Source organism: Aeromonas sp. INTO2 (assembly GCF_049860605.1).
Lineage (GTDB): Bacteria > Pseudomonadota > Gammaproteobacteria > Enterobacterales > Aeromonadaceae > Aeromonas > Aeromonas caviae.
Window position 1 is genome coordinate 2,734,836 of the sequence record NZ_CP187588.1, and the last position, 17,783, is coordinate 2,752,618.

The window sequence follows — 17,783 nt, forward strand, 5'->3', positions numbered from 1 at the left end:
CAACGCTCCCCACTGGCAGCCACCCTCTGCCCCCGCCCGGTTTACAAGTCGGCAACGAATCGCTAGATTTGGACCGACTAATCAGTCGGTCACTTTTCGTGCGGAGCATGCCATGGACACCACCGTCACCCCCGCCTCACCGGACAAGTTCTCCCTCCCCGAGCAACTGCATCGGCTCAGGCAGGCCAGCCAGGCCACTCCCATGCCGGATCTGGCGTCCCGCCGCGCCAGACTTGACGCCCTCAAGCAGGGGCTGCTGCGCCACAAACAGGCAATGTGTCAGGCCCTGGCCCGGGACTACGGCCAGCGCAGCGACTACGACAGCCTGATCGCCGATGTGCTCCCCTGCGTCATGCAGATCAACTACACCCTGAAACGGCTCAAGGGGTGGATGAAACCGGAGCGCCGTCATTCCGGCCTGCTGCTGGCCCCCGCCAGGGTCGAGGTGCACTATCAGCCCCTCGGCGTGGTCGGCATCATGGTGCCCTGGAATTTCCCGGTGATGCTGAGCCTCGGGCCCCTCATCGGCGCCCTCGCCGCCGGCAACCGCGCCATGATCAAGCTCTCCGAGTTCACCCCTCACACCAACGCCGTGCTGCGCATCCTGCTCGATGAGGCCCTCGGCAGTGACGAGGTGGTGGTCATCGAGGGGGATGCAGGGATCGCGGCCGCCTTCAGCGCCCTCCCCTTCGACCATCTCATCTTCACCGGCTCCACGGCGGTGGGTCGGCTGGTGATGGCCGCGGCCGCCCCCCAGCTCACCCCTCTCACCCTGGAGCTCGGCGGCAAGAGCCCCTGTCTCATCGCCCCCGACATGCCCCTGGCCCTGGCGGTAGAGCGGATGATCTTCGGCAAGAGCCTCAACGCCGGCCAGATCTGCGTGGCCCCCGACTACGTACTGCTGCCGAGGGGGCAGGAGCAGGCCTTTATCGAGGCCTATCAGGCCCATTTTCGCCGCCTCTACCCCAAAGGGCTCGAGAGCCCGGATTATGGCGCCATCATCAACGCTCCCCAGTACGAGCGGCTCACCGCCTGGCTGGAGGAGGCGAGGCAGGCCGGCGCCCAGATCCACCCCTGCGTCACGCCCGCCCGGGATGACGCCACCCGCAAGCTGGTGCCCCACCTGCTGACCGAGGTGCCCGGCCACTGCCAGGTGATGCAGCAGGAGATCTTCGGCCCCCTGCTGCCCCTGGTGCCCTATGACGACATCGAGGAGGCCCTGGCCTATGTGGCGGCCCGCCCCCGCCCCCTGGCGCTCTATCTGATGAGCCTGGACGAGACGCTGCAGCGCCGCCTCATCCGGGAGACCCACGCTGGGGGCATGGCCATCAACGAGAGTCTGTTCCAGGTGGCGGCGGACGATGCCCCCTTCGGCGGCATCGGTCCCTCCGGCATGGGCCACTATCACGGCCGCGAGGGGTTTCTCACCTTCTCCAAGGCCAAGACCGTGCTGCGCCGCGGGCGCTTCAGCACAGGCTCCCTCATTCACCCCCCCTATCGGCGCTGGTACCAGCGGCTGATGATGGCCCTGTTCCTGCGCTAGGAGGCGAGATGCGAGAGACCATGACCGACAAACGCCGCCAGATCCTGGATGCCGCCCTGGCCCTGTGCGCGGAGGATGGCCTGCAGGGCGCCGCCACCGCTCGCATCGCCAAGGCGGCCGGGGTGGCCAATGGCACCCTGTTTCATCACTTTCCCAGCAAGAAGGTGCTGATCCAGTGCCTCTACCAGGAGATCAAGACACGCCTTGGCGCCGCCATCACCGAGGCCGATGCCGCCCTGCCGCTCCAGGAGCAGGCCCGCCACTACTGGCACCAGGCCATGGGCTGGATGCAGGCCCACCCCCGTGAGCTCAGGTTCGTGCTGGGCTTTTTCCACTCCCCCCTGCTGGCCCGCCCCCTGCGCAGCCAGATCCTGGCTGAGACCTTGCATTTTCTGCCGGGCCTGCTCGCCCGGGGCCAGGCCAGCGGCGAGCTGATGTCGGCCCCGCCTGCCCTGATGCTGGAGGTGTGCCAGGGCCAGTTTCTGGCCTGCGCCTCCCTCTTTGTCGATCAGCCTGAACTGGGAGAAGACCCCCACTGGCAGGAGAGCGCCTTCGCCCTCTTCTGGTCCGCCATCAGTGGAGGTTCCCATGCGCCCTGACGCCCTGCTTGCCACCGGCAGGCGCCTCTGGATTGGCAGCCTGCTCTGGATCATCGGCCGCACCCTGTGCCGCGCCGCCCGGGTCGACGAGGCGGTGCGCCGCGAGCTTGCCCCCCTGCCGGACGGCCTCACCATCAGGCTGGAGGTAAACGGCATGACCCGGGGGCTGAGTCTCTACAAGTTCGCGGGGCGCTGGCACTGCGGTGAGGAGGCTGGCAGGGCGCACTCGACCTGTGCCCATGACGGCCCCCACCCCCTGCGGGTGCGCTTCAAGCATCCCGCCGTCGCCTTTCGCGCCCTCAGTTTTCGCCTCGGCATCAACCAGGCCTTTTGCGAAAACCGGCTGCTGGTGGATGGGGATCTCGACGCGGCCATGCACCTGGTGCGAGCGCTTGAGCAGTTGCAGAGCCTGATCCTGCCCGCCTTCATCGCGCGGCCCCTGCTTCGCCACTACCCGGACCCGCATCGCAAGCTCGCGCGGGCCTGCCACATCTATCTGGGTCTTCTGACCGGTTGAACACGAGGAGAACGGGATGAGCCGTTATTACGATTTTTTCTGCCCGGTCAAGCTGATGGCGGGGGAGCAGGCACTGGAGCAGTTGCCGGATGCCCTGAGGGGATTGGGAGCTGGCCGCCCCTTGCTTCTCACCGACATGGGGGTCAGCGGCAGCGGGCTCGCCACCCTGCTGGCCGATGTGATGGCCGAAGGGGCCTTGCCGGTCGCCGCCATCTGGGACGAGATCCCGGCGGACTCCTCCACCGCCGTGGTGGAGCGGATCGCCCGCCACTACCGGGAGCTGGGCTGTGACAGCCTGCTCGCCCTTGGCGGCGGCTCCGTCATCGACACCGCCAAGGCGGTGAACATACTGGCGACCCTGGGGGGCGAGCGACTGCTCGACTATGCCGGAGCGGATTGCCTGACCCGTCCCCTCAACCCCCTGGCGGTGGTCCCCACCACGGCGGGGACCGGCTCCGAAGTGACGCTGGTGGCAGTGATCAAGGACGAAGGGAGCGGGCGCAAGGTGCCCTTCACCTCCCCCTTCCTGCTGCCCCGGCTGGCGGTGCTGGATCCCCGCTTCACCCAGGGGCTGCCGCTGCCCATCACCGCCGCCACCGCCATGGATGCCATGACCCACGCCATCGAGGCCTTCATCGGCAACGGCAAGAACCCGGTCAGTGACGCCCTGGCCCTGATGGCGGTGGAGAAGATTGCCACCGCCCTGCCCAGGGTGCTGGCCCACCCGACGGACAAGGGCCTGCGGCTGCAACTGGCGGAGGGCTCCACCCTGGCGGGCATGGCGTTTTCCAACTCCATGGTGGGGCTGGTACACGCCCTTGGCCACAGTCTGGGGGCGCGCTGCCACCTGCCCCATGGCCTCTGTATGAACCTCTTCCTGCCCACCGTGCTCGACTACAACCGGCCCGGCATCGACCCCGAGCTGGCCCGCCTGCTGCTGCCCCTGGTGGGGCCGGAGCGCTTTGCCGCGACCCCGGCCGAGGGGAGACCCCAGGCCACCATCGAGGCGTTGCAGGCACTGCGCGATACCCTGTGGCAGACGGTCAAGCTGCCCCGCACCCTGCGGGAGGCGGGCCTCACCGACAAGGCGCTGCTGCCCGGGATCCGGGATCTCGCCATCAACGACGGCGCCCTGCTCTACAACCGCAAGGATGCGGACAGGGACCAGTTGCTGGCCCTGCTGGAGCGGGCCTGGGAGTAGCAGGCCCCTTGCCCGTCAGACATCGGGGGTGAAGACCCCGGTGGAGAGATAGCGATCCCCCCGATCGCAGATGATCGCCACCACCACCCCCTGCCCGATCTCCGCCGCCACCCGCAAGGCCCCGGCCACGGCGCCACCCGAGCTGACACCGCAGCAGATCCCCTCCTCCCGCGCCAGGCGGCGCATCATGACGAGGGACTCTTCCAGTGTCACATCCAGCACCCCATCGACCCGCGCAGGCTCGAAGATGGCGGGCCGGTAGGCCTCGGGCCAGCGGCGAATGCCGGGGATCTGGCTCCCCTCGGCCGGTTGCAGGCCGATCACCGCCACCGCCGGGTTTTGCTCCTTGAGGTAGCGGGAGACCCCCATGATGGTGCCCGTGGTGCCCATGGCCGAGACGAAGTGAGTGACCGCCCCGCCGCTCTGGCGCCAGATCTCGGGGCCGGTGGAGCGGTAGTGGGCATCCGGGTTGGCGGGGTTGTTGAACTGATCGAGCACCAGTCCTTCCCCCCGCGCCTGCATGGCCAGGGCGAGGTCTCGCGCCGCTTCCATACCCTCTTCCACCAGCACCAGCTCGGCGCCGTAGGCCTGCATGGCGTCGCGCCGCTCCTGGCTCATGTTGCTCGGCATGATGAGCCGCATCCGGTAACCCCGGGACGCCGCCACCATGGCCAGCGCGATGCCGGTATTGCCGGAGGTGGCCTCGATGAGCCGGGCCCCTGGCGCTAAGTGACCACTCGCCTCTGCCTGTCTGATGAGGTTCAGCGCCGCCCTGTCCTTGACGGAGCCGGCGGGGTTGTTGCCCTCCAGCTTCGCCAGCAGGGTGACGCCGGGGTGCGGATTGATGCGGCGCAGCGCCAGCAGCGGGGTGTTGCCTATCAGATCGTCCAGGGTGGCGAAGGCCATGACGGATCCATCCTCTCTCAATGTTCTATACCTTGCCTTGCGACCATTCGCAGGCCGGCCAGTGTAAGCGAGCCCGCCATGGGCGCAAAGAATGGCGTTGGCAAACCCTGTCCGCCATGTTCTGATCTTCCCATTCACCCAGAGAGGACTCCCGATGAGCGACATCCTTCACCAGGCCGATCAGCAGCAGTTTGTCTGCACCGTGGACGGCAAGCTCTCCCGCCTTGCCTATCGCCGGCTGGACGCCACCACGGTGGACGCCTACAGCACCCAGGTTCCCCCCGAGCTGCGCGGACAGGGGATTGCCGACAAGCTGGCCCGCCGCTTCTACGAGTGGACCCTCTCCGAGGGGCTCACCATAGTGCCGAGCTGCAGCTACATCGACGTCTGGTTGCGCCGCAATGCCGGTTGAAGCCGGGGCGCTGCGGGAGGCGCACCTGCGGGCCTGCACCGAGGCCCTGCTGCGGGCTGATCACCCGCGCATGGATTGCCTCCGGGCTGCGCGGGAGCTGGCCCTGCCCGACTGGGCCCTGGGGGCGGGGTTTGTGCGCAACCTCATCTGGGATCACCTCCATCACAAGGCCGAGCCCACCCCGCTCAACGACATCGATCTTATCTATCTGGACAGCGCTGATCCGACTGGATTGAAGGAGGCCGATCACGAAGCCTGGCTCGCCGCCAGGATGCCGGGCCAGCAGTGGGAGGTGCGCAACCAGGCCCGCATGCATCTGCGCCAGCAGGTGCCTCCTTTTGCCAGCTCGCTGTCGGCCCTCAGCCACTGGGTGGAGATACCCACCTGCATCGGGGTCCGCCTGCTGGCAGATGATGCGTTCGAGTGGCTGGCCCCCTACGGCTTTGCCCCCAACTGGTCCCTGGTGGTGAGCCCCAATCCGCGCTGTCGCCAGGAGAGCCGTATCTTTAGCGAACGGGTCAGGGCCAAGGAGTGGCAACGCATCTGGCCTGACCTTGTGGTGAACTGGCCATGAGCGGATTGCAAAGGATCGACAACCTTGGGCACACTAAGAAAAAGATGTTTGTAACTCAATGGGTTAAATAATGCGCGACTTCTTCTCTCTCGAGCGCTGGCTGCCGGGGCTCGCCGCCTTGCTGCAATACCAGCGGGCCTGGCTGATGCCGGATCTTCGCGCTGGCCTCTCGGTCGCGGCCGTGGCCCTGCCCGTGGCCATCGCCTATTCGGAGCTCGCCGGGGTGGGCGCCATCGTCGGCCTCTACTCCTGCATCCTGCCCATGGTGGTGTACGCCCTCTTTGGCACCTCCCGTCAGCTCATCGTCGGTCCGGATGCCGCCACCTGCGCGGTGATCGCCGCCGTGGTAACGCCGCTCGCCGCCGGGGATCCCACCCGTCACTGGCAACTGGTGATGACCATGACCGCCATGACCGGCTTCTGGTGCCTCATCGCCAGCCGCTTCAAACTGGGGGTGCTGGCAGACTTTCTCTCCCGCCCCATCCTGATGGGGCTGCTCAACGGGGTGGCCATCACCATCATGGTGGGCCAACTCTCCAAGATCTTCGGCTTCACCTTCAGCGAGCGCTACCTGATAGAGCGGATCCTGAACGGCACCAGCTACATTACCCAGACCCATCTGCCCACCCTGGCCATGAGCCTGACCGCCCTGCTCACCCTGCTGCTGGCCAAGCGCTACAGACCGGCCTGGCCCTCCTCCATGGTGGCCATGGTGGTGACGGCGGCCCTGGTGTGGCTGTTCAATCTCGGCCGTGTCGACATCGCCACCCTGGGGACCATCGGCTCGGGGCTGCCCGCCTTCCAGATGCCGGACTTTCCCCCCGGGCTTATCCGTGAGTTGGTGCTGCCCGCCCTCAACCTCGCCATGGTGAGCTTCGTCTCCATGATGCTCACCGCCCGCAGCTTCGCCGCCAAGAATGGCTACGAGATTGATGCGGACAAGGAGTTTAGGGCGCTGGGCATGGCGAACCTGGCGGCGGCCGCCTCCCAGGGGTTTGCCATCAGCGGGGCGGATTCGCGCACCGCGGTGAACGACGCCAACGGCGGCAAAAGCCAGCTGGTCTCCATCATCGCCGCCGCCGTCATCGCCCTGGTCACCTTCTACCTGACGGCACCGCTGCAATACATTCCCACCGCCGCCCTCGGCGTGGTGCTGGTGATGGCCTCCCTGTCGCTCACGGATTTTCGCGGCCTCTTGGCCCTGCGCGACTCGGACCGCGCCGCCTTCTGGCTCGCCCTGGTGACCTTTGTCAGCGTGCTCACCATGGGGGTCATTCCGGGCATCACCCTCGCAGTCCTGCTGGGGCTGTTCCAGTTCCTGCGCAACGTGATGCGCCCCACCGACCAGCTGCTCGGCATGGACGACGAGGGCGTGGTGCGCACCCTGGGGGACAACGAGCAGGCCAAGGCGATTCCCGGCATCCTGGTCTATCGCTTCAACTCCCCGCTCACCTACTTCAACGCCCCCTACTTCAAGCGGCGGGTGCTGGCACTGCTGGTGCAGGATCCCCACAATCCCAGGTGCCTGGTGGTGGATGCGGTGGCCTGCTTCACCCATCAGGACATCAGCGTGATGAGCATGGTGGGAGAGCTGCACAAGGAGCTCAAGCGGCGCGGCATCCACATGGTGATGGCCGGTCGGCACGGCCAGATGAGCCAGTGGTTCAAACAGGCGGGGATCCGGGTTGGCGAGGATGGCATCATCCTCTGCCCCGACATGTACCAGGCCTTGCGCATGACCCGCTGCTACCGGGAGCCGGTGTTCCGGGACGACGAGGGGGTGGAGAGCACCACGGATGCCCTGCTCACCCGCTGGCCGCACGATGACGACCTGCCCGACTCGGCGCGCCTCACCCGCCCCAGCGAGCAGGAGGCCGGCGCCACGCCGGTCTGAGAGACATCCCCCGGTCACAGGCCCCTCCTCCTGCGACCAGGATTGCACCCCGCCCCCGCTTGGTGTTAAATGCCCCTCCAGTTGGCCCTGACGAGGGCCATCGCCAGCACCTGGATATCCCATGCAGACTCAATCCCACGCAGGCCCGGGCTCCCTCTTCGCCCTGACCTGGCCACTGTTCATCGATCTGGCCCTTCACTTTCTGACCGGGGCCCTCAACACCTTCATGGTGGGCCACGTCTCCTATCAGGGGGTGGCGGCCCTCGCGGTGGGCAACCAGGTGTTCGATCTCGCCATCACCCTGTTCAGCTTCGTCAGCATCGGCACCAGCGTGGTGATCACCCAGTATCTGGGGGCGGGAGACAAGGAAAAAGCCCGCGTCGTCATCCACACCGCCATCGGTTTCAACCTGCTGGTGGGACTGGTGGCCGCGGTCGGCGTCATGGCGGGGGCCGGCACCATGCTGGCGCTGATGAACCTGCCTGCCCACCTGATGAGCGACGGCAGCCTCTACCTGCAGATCATCGGGCTTTGCCTGCTGCCGGAGGCGGCGGCCCTCTGTCTGGCCGCCACCCTGCGTGCCCACGGCCACACCCGCCAGGCCATGTACGTGACCCTCATCGTCAACCTCATCACCTTCGTCGGCAACCTGCTGCTGCTCTATGGCTGGTTCGGCCTGCCCCAGCTCGGGGTCGCCGGGGTCGCCATCAGCACGGTGGCGGGGCGCATCGTCGGGGTGGCGCTGCTGGTATGGCTGGTGGCGCGCAAGACCGGCATCCGGCTGCGTCTGCCCGAGATCGTCCGCCCAAGCCGCGCCATGCTGGACAAGGTGCTGCACATCGGTCTGCCGGCGGCGGGGGAGAACCTCTCCTGGATGCTGCAGTTCATGGTGGTGACCGCCTTCGTCGGCCTGCTCGGCGACAAGGCGCTGGCGACCCAGTCCTACTTCTTCCAGATCTGCCTGTTCATCCTGTTGTTCGGCCTCTCCATCGGCCTTGGCAACGAGATCATCATCGGCCACCTGGCGGGGGCCCGACGCTTCGATCAGGCCTATCGCCAACTGATGAAGAGCCTGAAACTCGGCCTCATCGTCACCGCCGCCATCGCCATCGCCGCCGCCCTCAACGGCCGCGCCATCATCAGCCTGTTCACCGACGACGCCGACATCATCACCCAGGTGGCGCAGCTCTTCCTCATCAGCCTCATCCTCGAACCCGGTCGCACCTTCAATCTGGTGGTGATCAACGCCCTGCGCGCCACCGGGGATGCCCGTTTCCCACTCTACATGGCGCTCGTCTCCATGTGGGGCATTGCCGTTCCCCTGGCCTATTTCCTTGGTATCATGCAGGGCTATGGCCTGGTAGGCATCTGGCTGGCCCTCACCTGCGACGAGTGGGTGCGCGGTCTGGCCATGTTCTGGCGCTGGCGCAGTCGTCGCTGGCAAAACAAAATTCTTGTCGAAACATAAGCGGAATCACCATGAAGAAAATCGGACTCTTGTTGACGGCCATCCTGCTCAGCCCGCTCGCCATGGCGCAAACCGCCCCGGCGACTCCCAAGGCGCAGGCTCCCCAGACCTGGTATGTGGCCCCCATCGTCATCGACGAGACCAGCGAAGCCCAGAAGGCCCTGACCAAGGAGTTCACGGCCCAGATGATCAAGACCATCAAGATCAACGAGTACCAGACCGGCAAGGCGGTGGGCAAGACCAAATCGCCCAAGTGGCTGATCCGCACCAAGCTGATGCCCGCAAGCCAAGAGCCCCTGGTTGGCAAGAAGCACCCGCAGGGCCTCACCTACGGCAAGGGCATCCCCACCCAGGAGATCGTCGGCGAGCTCATCATGAACGGCACCCTGGTGGCCCACATCGGTCAGGGCTGGCGCGAACCCATCGTGCCGGGCACACCGGTGGCGGAGAAGATCTCCATCGCCAACTACCAGTACGCCATCGGCAACGAGGCCAAGGCGCCGGATCTGGAAGAGCTGGCGGCGCAGATCGGTTTCGAGGCAGGCAAGGTGATTGCCAGAGACGGCAAGCCCCTGCCCGAGAAGAAAAAGAAAAAAGAGTAAACGGCTCACCCGTTTCCAGTCAGGGGCCTCGCGCCCCTTTCTGTTGCCCGCCCCGTTGCAGACCCCCTCTCCCGAATGTGAAGCGGATCCCGCTTCTTTCCTCTGCTGCCCCTGGGTCAGCAGGCAATCATCTTGTAATTCAAACAGTTAAAAATCGCCCTTCCCATGCAGCAAATCCGTGGCCCCGAATTGGATCGGGATCACGTTTCTCCCCGGCAGTAAGGGGTACTTTGGTCTTGCAGGCACAATCAAACGACAACAAGGAGGCTTCATTACATGTTTCCGGAGTACAGAGATCTCATCTCGAAACTGAAGAGCAGTGATGTCCATTTCCAGAAGAAGTTTGACTTGCACAACGACCTGGATGCGGAGATCAGAAAGCTGGAGAAACACCACGCCAGCGACTACAGCTCCGAGGTGAAGGATCTGAAAAAACAGAAACTTAAACTGAAAGAGGAGATATACGACATCCTCAAACAACATCCACACTAGACGCCTCGACGAATACCTGGATAAGCAACTTATCCTGCCAGCCCGGCCCGACGCCGGGCTTTTTGTTGGCCGCCCCAAGGCGCGGCAACGGCCACTTCCCTTGGCACCGGAAAACGAAGCGGGCCAATGGCCCGCTTTGTCTTACCTGTTTCATCCCATGATCACACCGGCGGATGGAAATGGCTGGCCTCGCGGGTGGCCATCTCCTCGTAGGTGGCCCACTTCTGCCACGCCACTTGTTGCGCCACCTGCATCAGCCGCTCGGCCTCCTGTGGATGGCTCTGGGCCAGCACCCTATAACGGGTCTCCTGCTGCCGATATTCGGCAAGGGGGATGGAGGGGCGCAGGCTGTCGAGGCTGAAGGGGTTCTGCCCGGCGCTGCGCAGTACCGGGTTGTAGCGCATCAGCGGCCAGTGGCCCGAATCGACCGCACGCTTCTGTTGGGCCAATCCCTGCTCCATGTCGAGGCCGTGGGCGATGCAGTGGCTGTAGGCGATGATAAGGGACGGGCCCGGATAGGCTTCGGCCTCACGCAAGGCCTGCAGCGCCTGCTGCGGATTGGCCCCAAAGGCGATGCGGGCAACATAGACGTTGCCGTAGGAGATGGCCTGCAAGGCTACATCCTTCTTGGCCAGGGTCTTGCCCCCCGCCGCAAACTTGGCGACGGCACCGAGCGGGGTCGATTTCGACATCTGACCGCCGGTGTTGGAGTAGACCTCGGTATCCATCACCAGCACGTTCACATCACGGCCGGAGGCGAGCACATGATCGAGCCCCGCCGAGCCGATGTCATAGGCCCAGCCATCGCCGCCCACTATCCAGACCGAGCGGCGCACCAGCTGATCAATCAAGGAGAGCAGTTCGCGAGCTTTGCCGGATTTCACCTCTTCCAGCCGCTCCCGCACTTGCGCCACTCGGCCCCGCTGGGCGCGGATCTCCGACTCCAGCCGCTGCGGGGCGCTGATCAGCGACTCGACCAACGCTTCCCCGATCTCCCCCTTCATCGCCTGCAAGGCTGCCACTGCCTGACCGTGGTGCTGATCGGCGGTGAGGCGAAAACCAAAGCCGAACTCGGCGTTGTCCTCAAACAATGAGTTCGACCAGGCCGGCCCCTTCCCTTCACCGTTTTTGGCCCAGGGGGTAGTCGGCAGGTTGCCGCCGTAGATGGAGGAGCAACCGGTGGCGTTGGCCACCAGCATGCGATCACCAAACAGCTGGGTCAGCAGCTTGAGATAGGGGGTCTCGCCACAGCCGGCGCAAGCACCGGAGAACTCGAACAGGGGTTCGAGGAACTGGGTGCCGCGCACGGTGGAGAAGTCCACCCGCTCGCGGGCAGGCCACGGCAGGCTCTCGAACCAGCACAGCGCCTGTTTCTGGCCAGCCAGATGGGGCGCCTTGTCCATCATGACGATGGCACGCTCGCCTTCATGGCTCTCTCCTTCTGCACTCTCGCCTTGATGGCGGGCATCCGCTCCGGCCCGCACCGGACAAGCCTGCACGCACTGGCCACAACCGGTGCAATCCTCCGGATAGAGTTGCAATGTGTAGCGGCTGTCGGGGAAACCCCTGGCGGTGACGGGCACCGACTGCGCTGCCTCGGGGGCCGTTGCCAGCCAGTCCTGATGGTAGAACTTGGCCCGCAGCGCCCCATGGGGGCAAACAAAGACGCAGTTGCCGCACTGGATGCAGATATCGGAGTGCCAGATGGGGATCTCGCAGGCGATATCCCGCTTCTCGAAGCGGCTGGTGGCGGTGGGGTAAGTGCCATCCACCGGCAGCATGGAGACCGGGATGCGATCGCCGCGCCCCGCCAGCATCGGGCCTGTGACCCGCTGGACAAATTCGCTGCCACCCGGTGCCAGTGGCAGCGGATAGTCGCTGATCTGCTCCTCACCGGCCGGGATGGCCACCTGATGGAGATGAGCCAGAGTGTCGTCCACCGCCGCGAAGTTGCGCTCGACCACTTCGGGCCCCTTGCGGGCATAGCTCTTCTCGATGCTCTCCTTGATCAGCGCAATCGCCTCATCCCGCGGCAAGATGCCAGCCAGGGCGAAGAAGCAGGTCTGCATGATGGTGTTGATGCGATTGCCCATGCCGTTGCGCTCGGCCACCCGATCCCCATCGATGCAATAGAGCCGGATATCGAGGGTGCGGATGCGGGCACGCAGCCGCTCGGGCAGCTCGGCCCAGACCCGCTCAGGCTCATAGGGAGCATTGAGCAGCAGGGTCGCCCCTTCGGCGGCATGCTCCAGCAGATCCACTGACTCGACAAAGCCCCACTGGTGGCAGCCGATAAAGCTCGCCTGCTCGACAAGCCAGGGGGCATCGATGGGCTCGGGGCCAAAGCGCAGGTGGGAGACGGTGCGCGAGCCCGACTTCTTGGAGTCGTAGACGAAGTAGCCCTGAGCGTGGAAGCCCTCCAGCTCGCCGATGATCTTGATGCTGTTCTTGTTGGCGCCCACCGTGCCGTCGGCACCGAGGCCGAAGAAGAGCGCCCGCACCCGACTGGCGGGCTCCAGATCGCCGATGGGGTGCCAGGCCAGACTGAGGCCCGACACATCATCCACAATCCCCACGGTAAAGCGGGGGCGCGGCGCATCGGAGGCCAGCTCCTCAAACACGGCCGCGCACATGGCGGGGGTGAACTCCTTGGAAGAGAGGCCGTAGCGACCGCCGCTCAGCCAGGGCAGCCGCTTGATAAGGCCGCGCTGCAAACCGTCGATCAGCGCGCTCTGCACATCCAGCAGCAGCGGCTCGCCACCGGCACCCGGCTCCTTGGTGCGATCCAGCACCGCCATGCGCCGCACGCTCGCGGGCAGCGCATCGAGCAGCGCCTGTACCGGGAAGGGGCGATAGAGGCGAATGACCAGCACCCCGGTCTTGCGATCCTGCCGGTTGAGCCAATCCACCGTCGTGCGGGCGGTGGCGGCCCCCGAGCCCATCAGCACGATGACGTCGGTGGCATCCGGGGCGCCGTGATACTCCACCAGCCGGTAGTGGCGGCCGGTCAGCTCACCGAGGCTCTCCATGCACTGCTGCACCCGGGCCGGCACCGCCTCGTAGAAGGGGTTGACGCTCTCGCGGGACTGGAAATAGGTATCCGGGTTCTGGGCGGTGCCACGCATCACCGGATGATCCGGGTTGAGCGCCCGGGCACGGTGGGCCCGCACCCAGTCGTTGTCGATCAGCGCCCGGATCTCATCTTTGTGCAGCGCGGTGATCTTGTTCACCTCGTGGGAGGTACGGAACCCGTCGAAGAAGTGGATAAAGGGCACCCGGCACTGCAAGGTGACACTGTGGGCGACCAGGGCCAGGTCCTGCGCCTCCTGCACCGAGCCGGAGGCGAGCATGGCAAAGCCGGTGCTGCGCGCCGCCATCACGTCCTGATGGTCGCCAAAGATCGACAGCCCCTGCGCCGCCAAGGATCGGGCCGCCACATGGAACACCGCCGAAGTCAGTTCACCGGCGATCTTGTACATGTTGGGCAGCATCAGCATCAGTCCCTGACTGGCGGTGAAGGTGGTGGCGAGCGCCCCCGCCTGCAGGGCGCCGTGTACCGTGCCAGCCGCTCCTCCTTCGCTCTGCATCTCTACCACGGTGGGGATGTTGCCCCACAGGTTGGTCTGCCCCTGTGCCGCCCAGGCATCGGCCAGTTCGGCCATGGTCGAGCTCGGGGTAATAGGGTAGATGGCACACACTTCGCTCAGCTGGTACGCCACCCGGGCCGCGGCTTCGTTGCCGTCGACCATGATCAATTCATGTTTCATTGGGACTCCTCCGGTTGGCGAAGCTCGATGGCGTGGCAGGGACACTGGTCGTGGCAGGCACCGCAGCCGGTGCAACGCTCGGCATCCACCTGATACCCCAGACCCGGCCCCAGCTTGGCGATGGCCTGCTCGGGGCAGCTGCCATAGCAACCGTCACACTCGAAGCAGTTGCCGCAGGAGTAACAACGCGCCGCCTCGTAGCGGGCGGCCACCTCATCCAGTCCGCCGATGATCTCGCCAAAGTCGTCCCGCGCCGAGGGCGGTTTGACCGGCTGGCTGCTGGCCGGCGCATGGGTCTGGAACCAGAGCTGCAACTGCTCGGGCCCCACCAATGAATAGGAGAGCGGCTTGTGGTAGAGGCGACCGCGCAGCCAGGCATCCATATGGCGCGCCGCCTTCTTGCCGTGGCCGGTGGCGATGGTGACGGTGCGCTCGGAGGGCACCATGTCGCCACCGGCAAAGAGGCCCGGCACATCCGTCATCAGGTTCTCGCCAACCTGTACTACTCCCTCCTTGTTGACCCGCACGCCGGGGATGCTCTCCAGCACCGAGAGGTCGACCTCCTGACCCAGCGCCAGAATGAGGGAGTCTGCTTCGAGGGTTTCAAACTTGCCGGTGGGCACCGGCTTGCCCTCAGCATCCAGCGCCATCACCTCCACCTCGATGTTGGTACTGTCGAGCTGGCGGATGGTGCGCAGCCAGTTGATCTTGATCCCCTCCTCCTCGGCCTCATCGGCTTCAAAAGCGTGGGCCGGCATATGGTCCCGGTCGCGGCGGTAGATGATCATCGCCTCCTCGACCCCGAGGCGACGAGCGGTACGGGCCGCATCCATGGCGGTGTTGCCGCCGCCGTAGATGGCCACCCGCCGTCCCAGTTTTGGCGGTGGCAGTCCTTTCTCTTCGGCCAGACTCGCCTGTTCTAGGAAGCTCACCGCATCGAGGATCTTGCCCGCCTCCCGGGCCGGAATATCGACCCGCTTTGCCAGATGGGCACCGATGGCCATGAAGACGGCGTCAAAGCCCCCCTGGTCGCGCTCGCACAGCACATCCTCCACCTTGTGGTTGAGGGTAAGGGTGACACCGGCCGCGACGATGCGGGCCACCTCCCGATCCAGCACATCGCGAGGCAGGCGGTAGGCGGGAATGCCGAAACGCAGCATGCCGCCCGCCAGCGGCCCTGCCTCGCGGATCTCCACCTGATGGCCGAGCCGATTGAGGTGCCAGGCGCAGGAGAGGCCGGAGGGACCGGCACCGATCACCAGCACCTTCTTGCCGCTGGCAGGGGCAGGTGGCACAGGCAGCCAGCCCCGGGCCAGCGCCTCGTCGCCAAGGAAGCGCTCGATGGCGTGGATGGAGACGGCATCATCCACCTGGGCACGGTTGCAGGCCGTTTCGCAGGGGTGATAGCAGACCCGCCCGTGGACCGCAGGCAGGGGATTTTCTTCGATGAGTCGTTGCCAGGCCGCCTCAAAGCGGCCCGCTTCGGCCAGGGCGAGCCAGGCCTGGATGTTCTCGCCAGCCGGGCAGGCGTGGTTGCAAGGTGGCAGGGCCGGCCGCCAGACGGGCAGCCGGGTGCGGACCGGGCCTGTTCCCGTTTTCTGGGAGAGATCCGGCTGTGGGGTCATATCCAGTTGTTTGCTCATACATTGCTTTCTTCTTTTTGTGTGACAGGCCCCATCCGAATGCGCTTGATACCGTGTTGCCTGGGCAGACGGTGGCCGGAGAGGGAAGAAGCGAAAGCGTCAGAAACTGGAAGCTGGCCCGATGATGGGCCGTTTTTTGTACGACATGGTGGATCAGGATCAATAAATGTTGCGCTTTATGGGTCGCCCCCTTCACAACCGGATCCCCGTCACACCCCGCAGCCATTCGGGCCTGTCGCCCGAGCCCCCTCGCCGCCCTCGACATGGGCAGCAGGAGAAGATTGCCGCCCGGGACAGGAATCGTTATCTTCCCCTCTTCACAGGAATCGCCACAGCACAAGGACCAGGACATGCCGACCCTCGCCAGCATACATCTCTACCCCATCAAATCGACGGCAGGCATGCCGCTGGAGCGCGCCCGGGTGACCCAGGAGGGACTTGCCGGGGATCGCCGCTACATGGTGGTCAAACCGGATGGCACCTTTATCACCGCCCGCACCCATCCCCAGTTGCAGCAGGTGGTGGCCACCCCCGTCGAGGGGGGGCTGCAACTGCGCTATCCGGGTCTGCCCCCCCTTGCCCTCATGGAGGCGGCGTTCAGTCGCGCCCCTCAGCACACCGGAGTCTGGGGGGATCGCTTTACCGCCCTGCACACCGGGCCCGACGCCGATGAGTGGCTGAGCCGGGTGGCGAGGGAGCCGGTGCGCCTGCTCTGGCTCGGGGAGGCATCCGATCGTTTTCGGGAGAAGACCGGCACCCGGGTGAGCTTTGCGGACGGCTACCCCTTGCTGCTCATCAGCCAGGCTTCCCTTGAGGATCTCAACCTGAGATCCGATGCCTTGCACCAGATGAGCCAATTTCGTACCAACCTGGTGGCGAGCGGCACCCGCCCCTTCGAGGAGGACGGCTGGAAACGGATCCGCATCGGCGAGGTGGAGTTTCGGGTGGACAAGCCGTGCAGCCGCTGCATCATGACCACGGTGGAGGCAGGCACGGAGCGCTTCAATGCCCTGAAAGAGCCGCTGGCCACCCTCACCCGCTACCGCCGTGGCGAAGATGGTGAGGTCTACTTCGGCCAGAATCTGGTGGCCCTGAACGAGGGGTGGATTGAAGCGGGCAGCGAGATCGAGGTGCTGGAGCAGGCCCGGGCGCCGGTCTACCCCAACGCGGCCCCGAAAAAGCGGGAGCTGGTGTGCGTCGCCCGGGAACCCCTGGCCCGGGATCTGGAAACCTTCTGGTTCGAGGCCGCCGACGGCGAGCCCCTGCCCGACTACCTGCCTGGCCAGCACCTGCCCATCAGCCTCGATATCAAAAACACACGGGTTCAACGCCGCTACACCCTGAGCTCCACGCCGGAGCGGCCCGAGCGTTACAGCATCAGCGTCAAGAAGCTGGCCGATGGCCGCCTCTCCCCCTGGCTGCACCATGAGTTGAAAGTGGGCGACCGGTTGCTGGCCGCCCCCCCGGCCGGCGAGTTTCACTTAGGGTCCGAGCGCAGGCTGCTGCTACTCTCGGCGGGATCCGGTGTCACCCCCATGCTCTCCATTGCCCGCACTCTGGCACTACGGGGGGAGCTCGATGACGTCCACTTCATGCACCTGTGCCGCAGCGAGGCAGACATTCCTGCCGCCAGCGAGCTGCACGCCATGGCGCAGCAGGGAATGACCCTCACCCTGATCCTGAGCCAGCCTGACAAACACTGGCAGGGGCTCAGCGGCCGTCTGAAAGACGATCACCTGGGCCGGATCCGAGGTTTGCAGGAGCGGGAGGTGTTCATCTGCGGCCCTCACGGCTTCATGGCCGATGCAGCCAACCGGCTGACCGCCCTCGGCGTACCGGCCGGGCGCATCCGCCAGGAGAGCTTTGGCGGGGCCCTGCTCTCGGTGGCCCGCCCCCATCAGGCGGTGCAACTGCGTATCGGCGAGCGGGTGTTTGCGGGCAACAACCAGGGCACCGTGCTGGATCAGGCCAACAAGCAGGGGGTAGAGCTGCCCTGGAGCTGCCGTGCCGGCATCTGCGGCAGTTGCAAGCAGACTCTGGTCTCGGGCGAGGTGGATCACCCCGATGCCCCCGCCATCAGCGCCGCCGAGCGTGCCGAGGGCAAGATCCTCGCCTGCTGCGCCGTGCCCCTGACGGATCTGGTGATCAAATAGGGTGATCGGGGG

The 17,783-nt window shown here is 65.7% G+C and carries 14 protein-coding genes; 11 read left to right on the forward strand and 3 right to left on the reverse strand.

What is annotated here, in order from left to right; translation table 11 throughout:
• Positions 1-112 precede the first annotated feature (112 nt).
• The 4 genes from ACPW74_RS12820 to ACPW74_RS12835 are packed head-to-tail and all read left to right on the forward strand — an operon-like array spanning position 113 to position 3,860.
• Complete coding sequence (locus tag ACPW74_RS12820; RefSeq protein ID WP_210537946.1) at positions 113-1,543, forward strand: coniferyl aldehyde dehydrogenase; 1,431 nt, start codon at positions 113-115, stop codon at positions 1,541-1,543.
• Positions 1,544-1,551: 8 nt separating this feature from the next.
• Positions 1,552-2,142 carry a TetR/AcrR family transcriptional regulator gene (locus ACPW74_RS12825; protein ID WP_223924472.1) on the forward strand — a complete coding sequence of 197 codons (591 nt, stop codon included), beginning with the start codon at positions 1,552-1,554 and terminating at the stop codon, positions 2,140-2,142.
• Positions 2,132-2,659, forward strand: coding sequence for a hypothetical protein (locus ACPW74_RS12830; protein ID WP_210537947.1), 528 nt, complete (start codon positions 2,132-2,134; stop codon positions 2,657-2,659). Before ACPW74_RS12825 ends, ACPW74_RS12830 begins: the two co-directional genes overlap by 11 nt.
• Before the next feature lie 16 nt (positions 2,660-2,675).
• The gene (locus ACPW74_RS12835) at positions 2,676-3,860 is read left to right on the forward strand and encodes an iron-containing alcohol dehydrogenase (protein ID WP_210537948.1); all 1,185 of its coding nucleotides are present in this window, start codon (positions 2,676-2,678) and stop codon (positions 3,858-3,860) included.
• A gap of 15 nt (positions 3,861-3,875) precedes the next feature.
• On the opposite strand, the gene cysM is transcribed toward ACPW74_RS12835, so the two are convergent.
• Positions 3,876-4,766 (reverse strand): cysteine synthase CysM, encoded by an 891-nt coding sequence (gene cysM, locus ACPW74_RS12840; RefSeq protein WP_113977963.1) that lies wholly within the window; start codon positions 4,764-4,766, stop codon positions 3,876-3,878.
• Between the two features lie 154 nt (positions 4,767-4,920).
• Between cysM and ACPW74_RS12845 the strand changes: the two genes are divergently transcribed.
• The 6 genes from ACPW74_RS12845 (at position 4,921) to ACPW74_RS12870 (ending at position 10,208) form a co-directional block, all read left to right on the forward strand.
• The gene (locus ACPW74_RS12845) at positions 4,921-5,178 is read left to right on the forward strand and encodes a GNAT family N-acetyltransferase (protein ID WP_113977962.1); all 258 of its coding nucleotides are present in this window, start codon (positions 4,921-4,923) and stop codon (positions 5,176-5,178) included.
• Complete coding sequence (locus tag ACPW74_RS12850; protein ID WP_113977960.1) at positions 5,168-5,752, forward strand: nucleotidyltransferase family protein; 585 nt, start codon at positions 5,168-5,170, stop codon at positions 5,750-5,752. Before ACPW74_RS12845 ends, ACPW74_RS12850 begins: the two co-directional genes overlap by 11 nt.
• 70 nt (positions 5,753-5,822) lie before the next feature.
• Positions 5,823-7,646 (forward strand): SulP family inorganic anion transporter, encoded by a 1,824-nt coding sequence (locus ACPW74_RS12855; RefSeq protein WP_041212698.1) that lies wholly within the window; start codon positions 5,823-5,825, stop codon positions 7,644-7,646.
• Positions 7,647-7,767: 121 nt separating this feature from the next.
• On the forward strand, positions 7,768-9,114 hold the full coding sequence (locus ACPW74_RS12860) for an MATE family efflux transporter (protein ID WP_113977958.1): 1,347 nt from the start codon (positions 7,768-7,770) through the stop codon (positions 9,112-9,114).
• Between the two features lie 11 nt (positions 9,115-9,125).
• Positions 9,126-9,716, forward strand: coding sequence for a hypothetical protein (locus ACPW74_RS12865; protein ID WP_039039859.1), 591 nt, complete (start codon positions 9,126-9,128; stop codon positions 9,714-9,716).
• Positions 9,717-9,992: 276 nt separating this feature from the next.
• Positions 9,993-10,208 (forward strand): YdcH family protein, encoded by a 216-nt coding sequence (locus ACPW74_RS12870; RefSeq protein WP_005313020.1) that lies wholly within the window; start codon positions 9,993-9,995, stop codon positions 10,206-10,208.
• Between the two features lie 161 nt (positions 10,209-10,369).
• On the opposite strand, the gene nifJ is transcribed toward ACPW74_RS12870, so the two are convergent.
• Both nifJ and ACPW74_RS12880 read right to left on the reverse strand, forming a co-directional pair.
• On the reverse strand, positions 10,370-13,975 hold the full coding sequence (gene nifJ, locus ACPW74_RS12875; RefSeq protein ID WP_425858166.1) for a pyruvate:ferredoxin (flavodoxin) oxidoreductase: 3,606 nt from the start codon (positions 13,973-13,975) through the stop codon (positions 10,370-10,372).
• On the reverse strand, positions 13,972-15,618 hold the full coding sequence (locus ACPW74_RS12880) for an NAD(P)-binding protein (protein ID WP_113977955.1): 1,647 nt from the start codon (positions 15,616-15,618) through the stop codon (positions 13,972-13,974). Before ACPW74_RS12880 ends, nifJ begins: the two co-directional genes overlap by 4 nt.
• A gap of 350 nt (positions 15,619-15,968) precedes the next feature.
• Here ACPW74_RS12880 and ACPW74_RS12885 point away from each other — a divergent pair, with 350 nt between their 5' ends.
• Positions 15,969-17,771: a hybrid-cluster NAD(P)-dependent oxidoreductase gene (locus ACPW74_RS12885; RefSeq protein ID WP_113977953.1), complete on the forward strand. Its 1,803-nt coding sequence runs from the start codon at positions 15,969-15,971 to the stop codon at positions 17,769-17,771.
• Positions 17,772-17,783 lie beyond the last annotated feature (12 nt).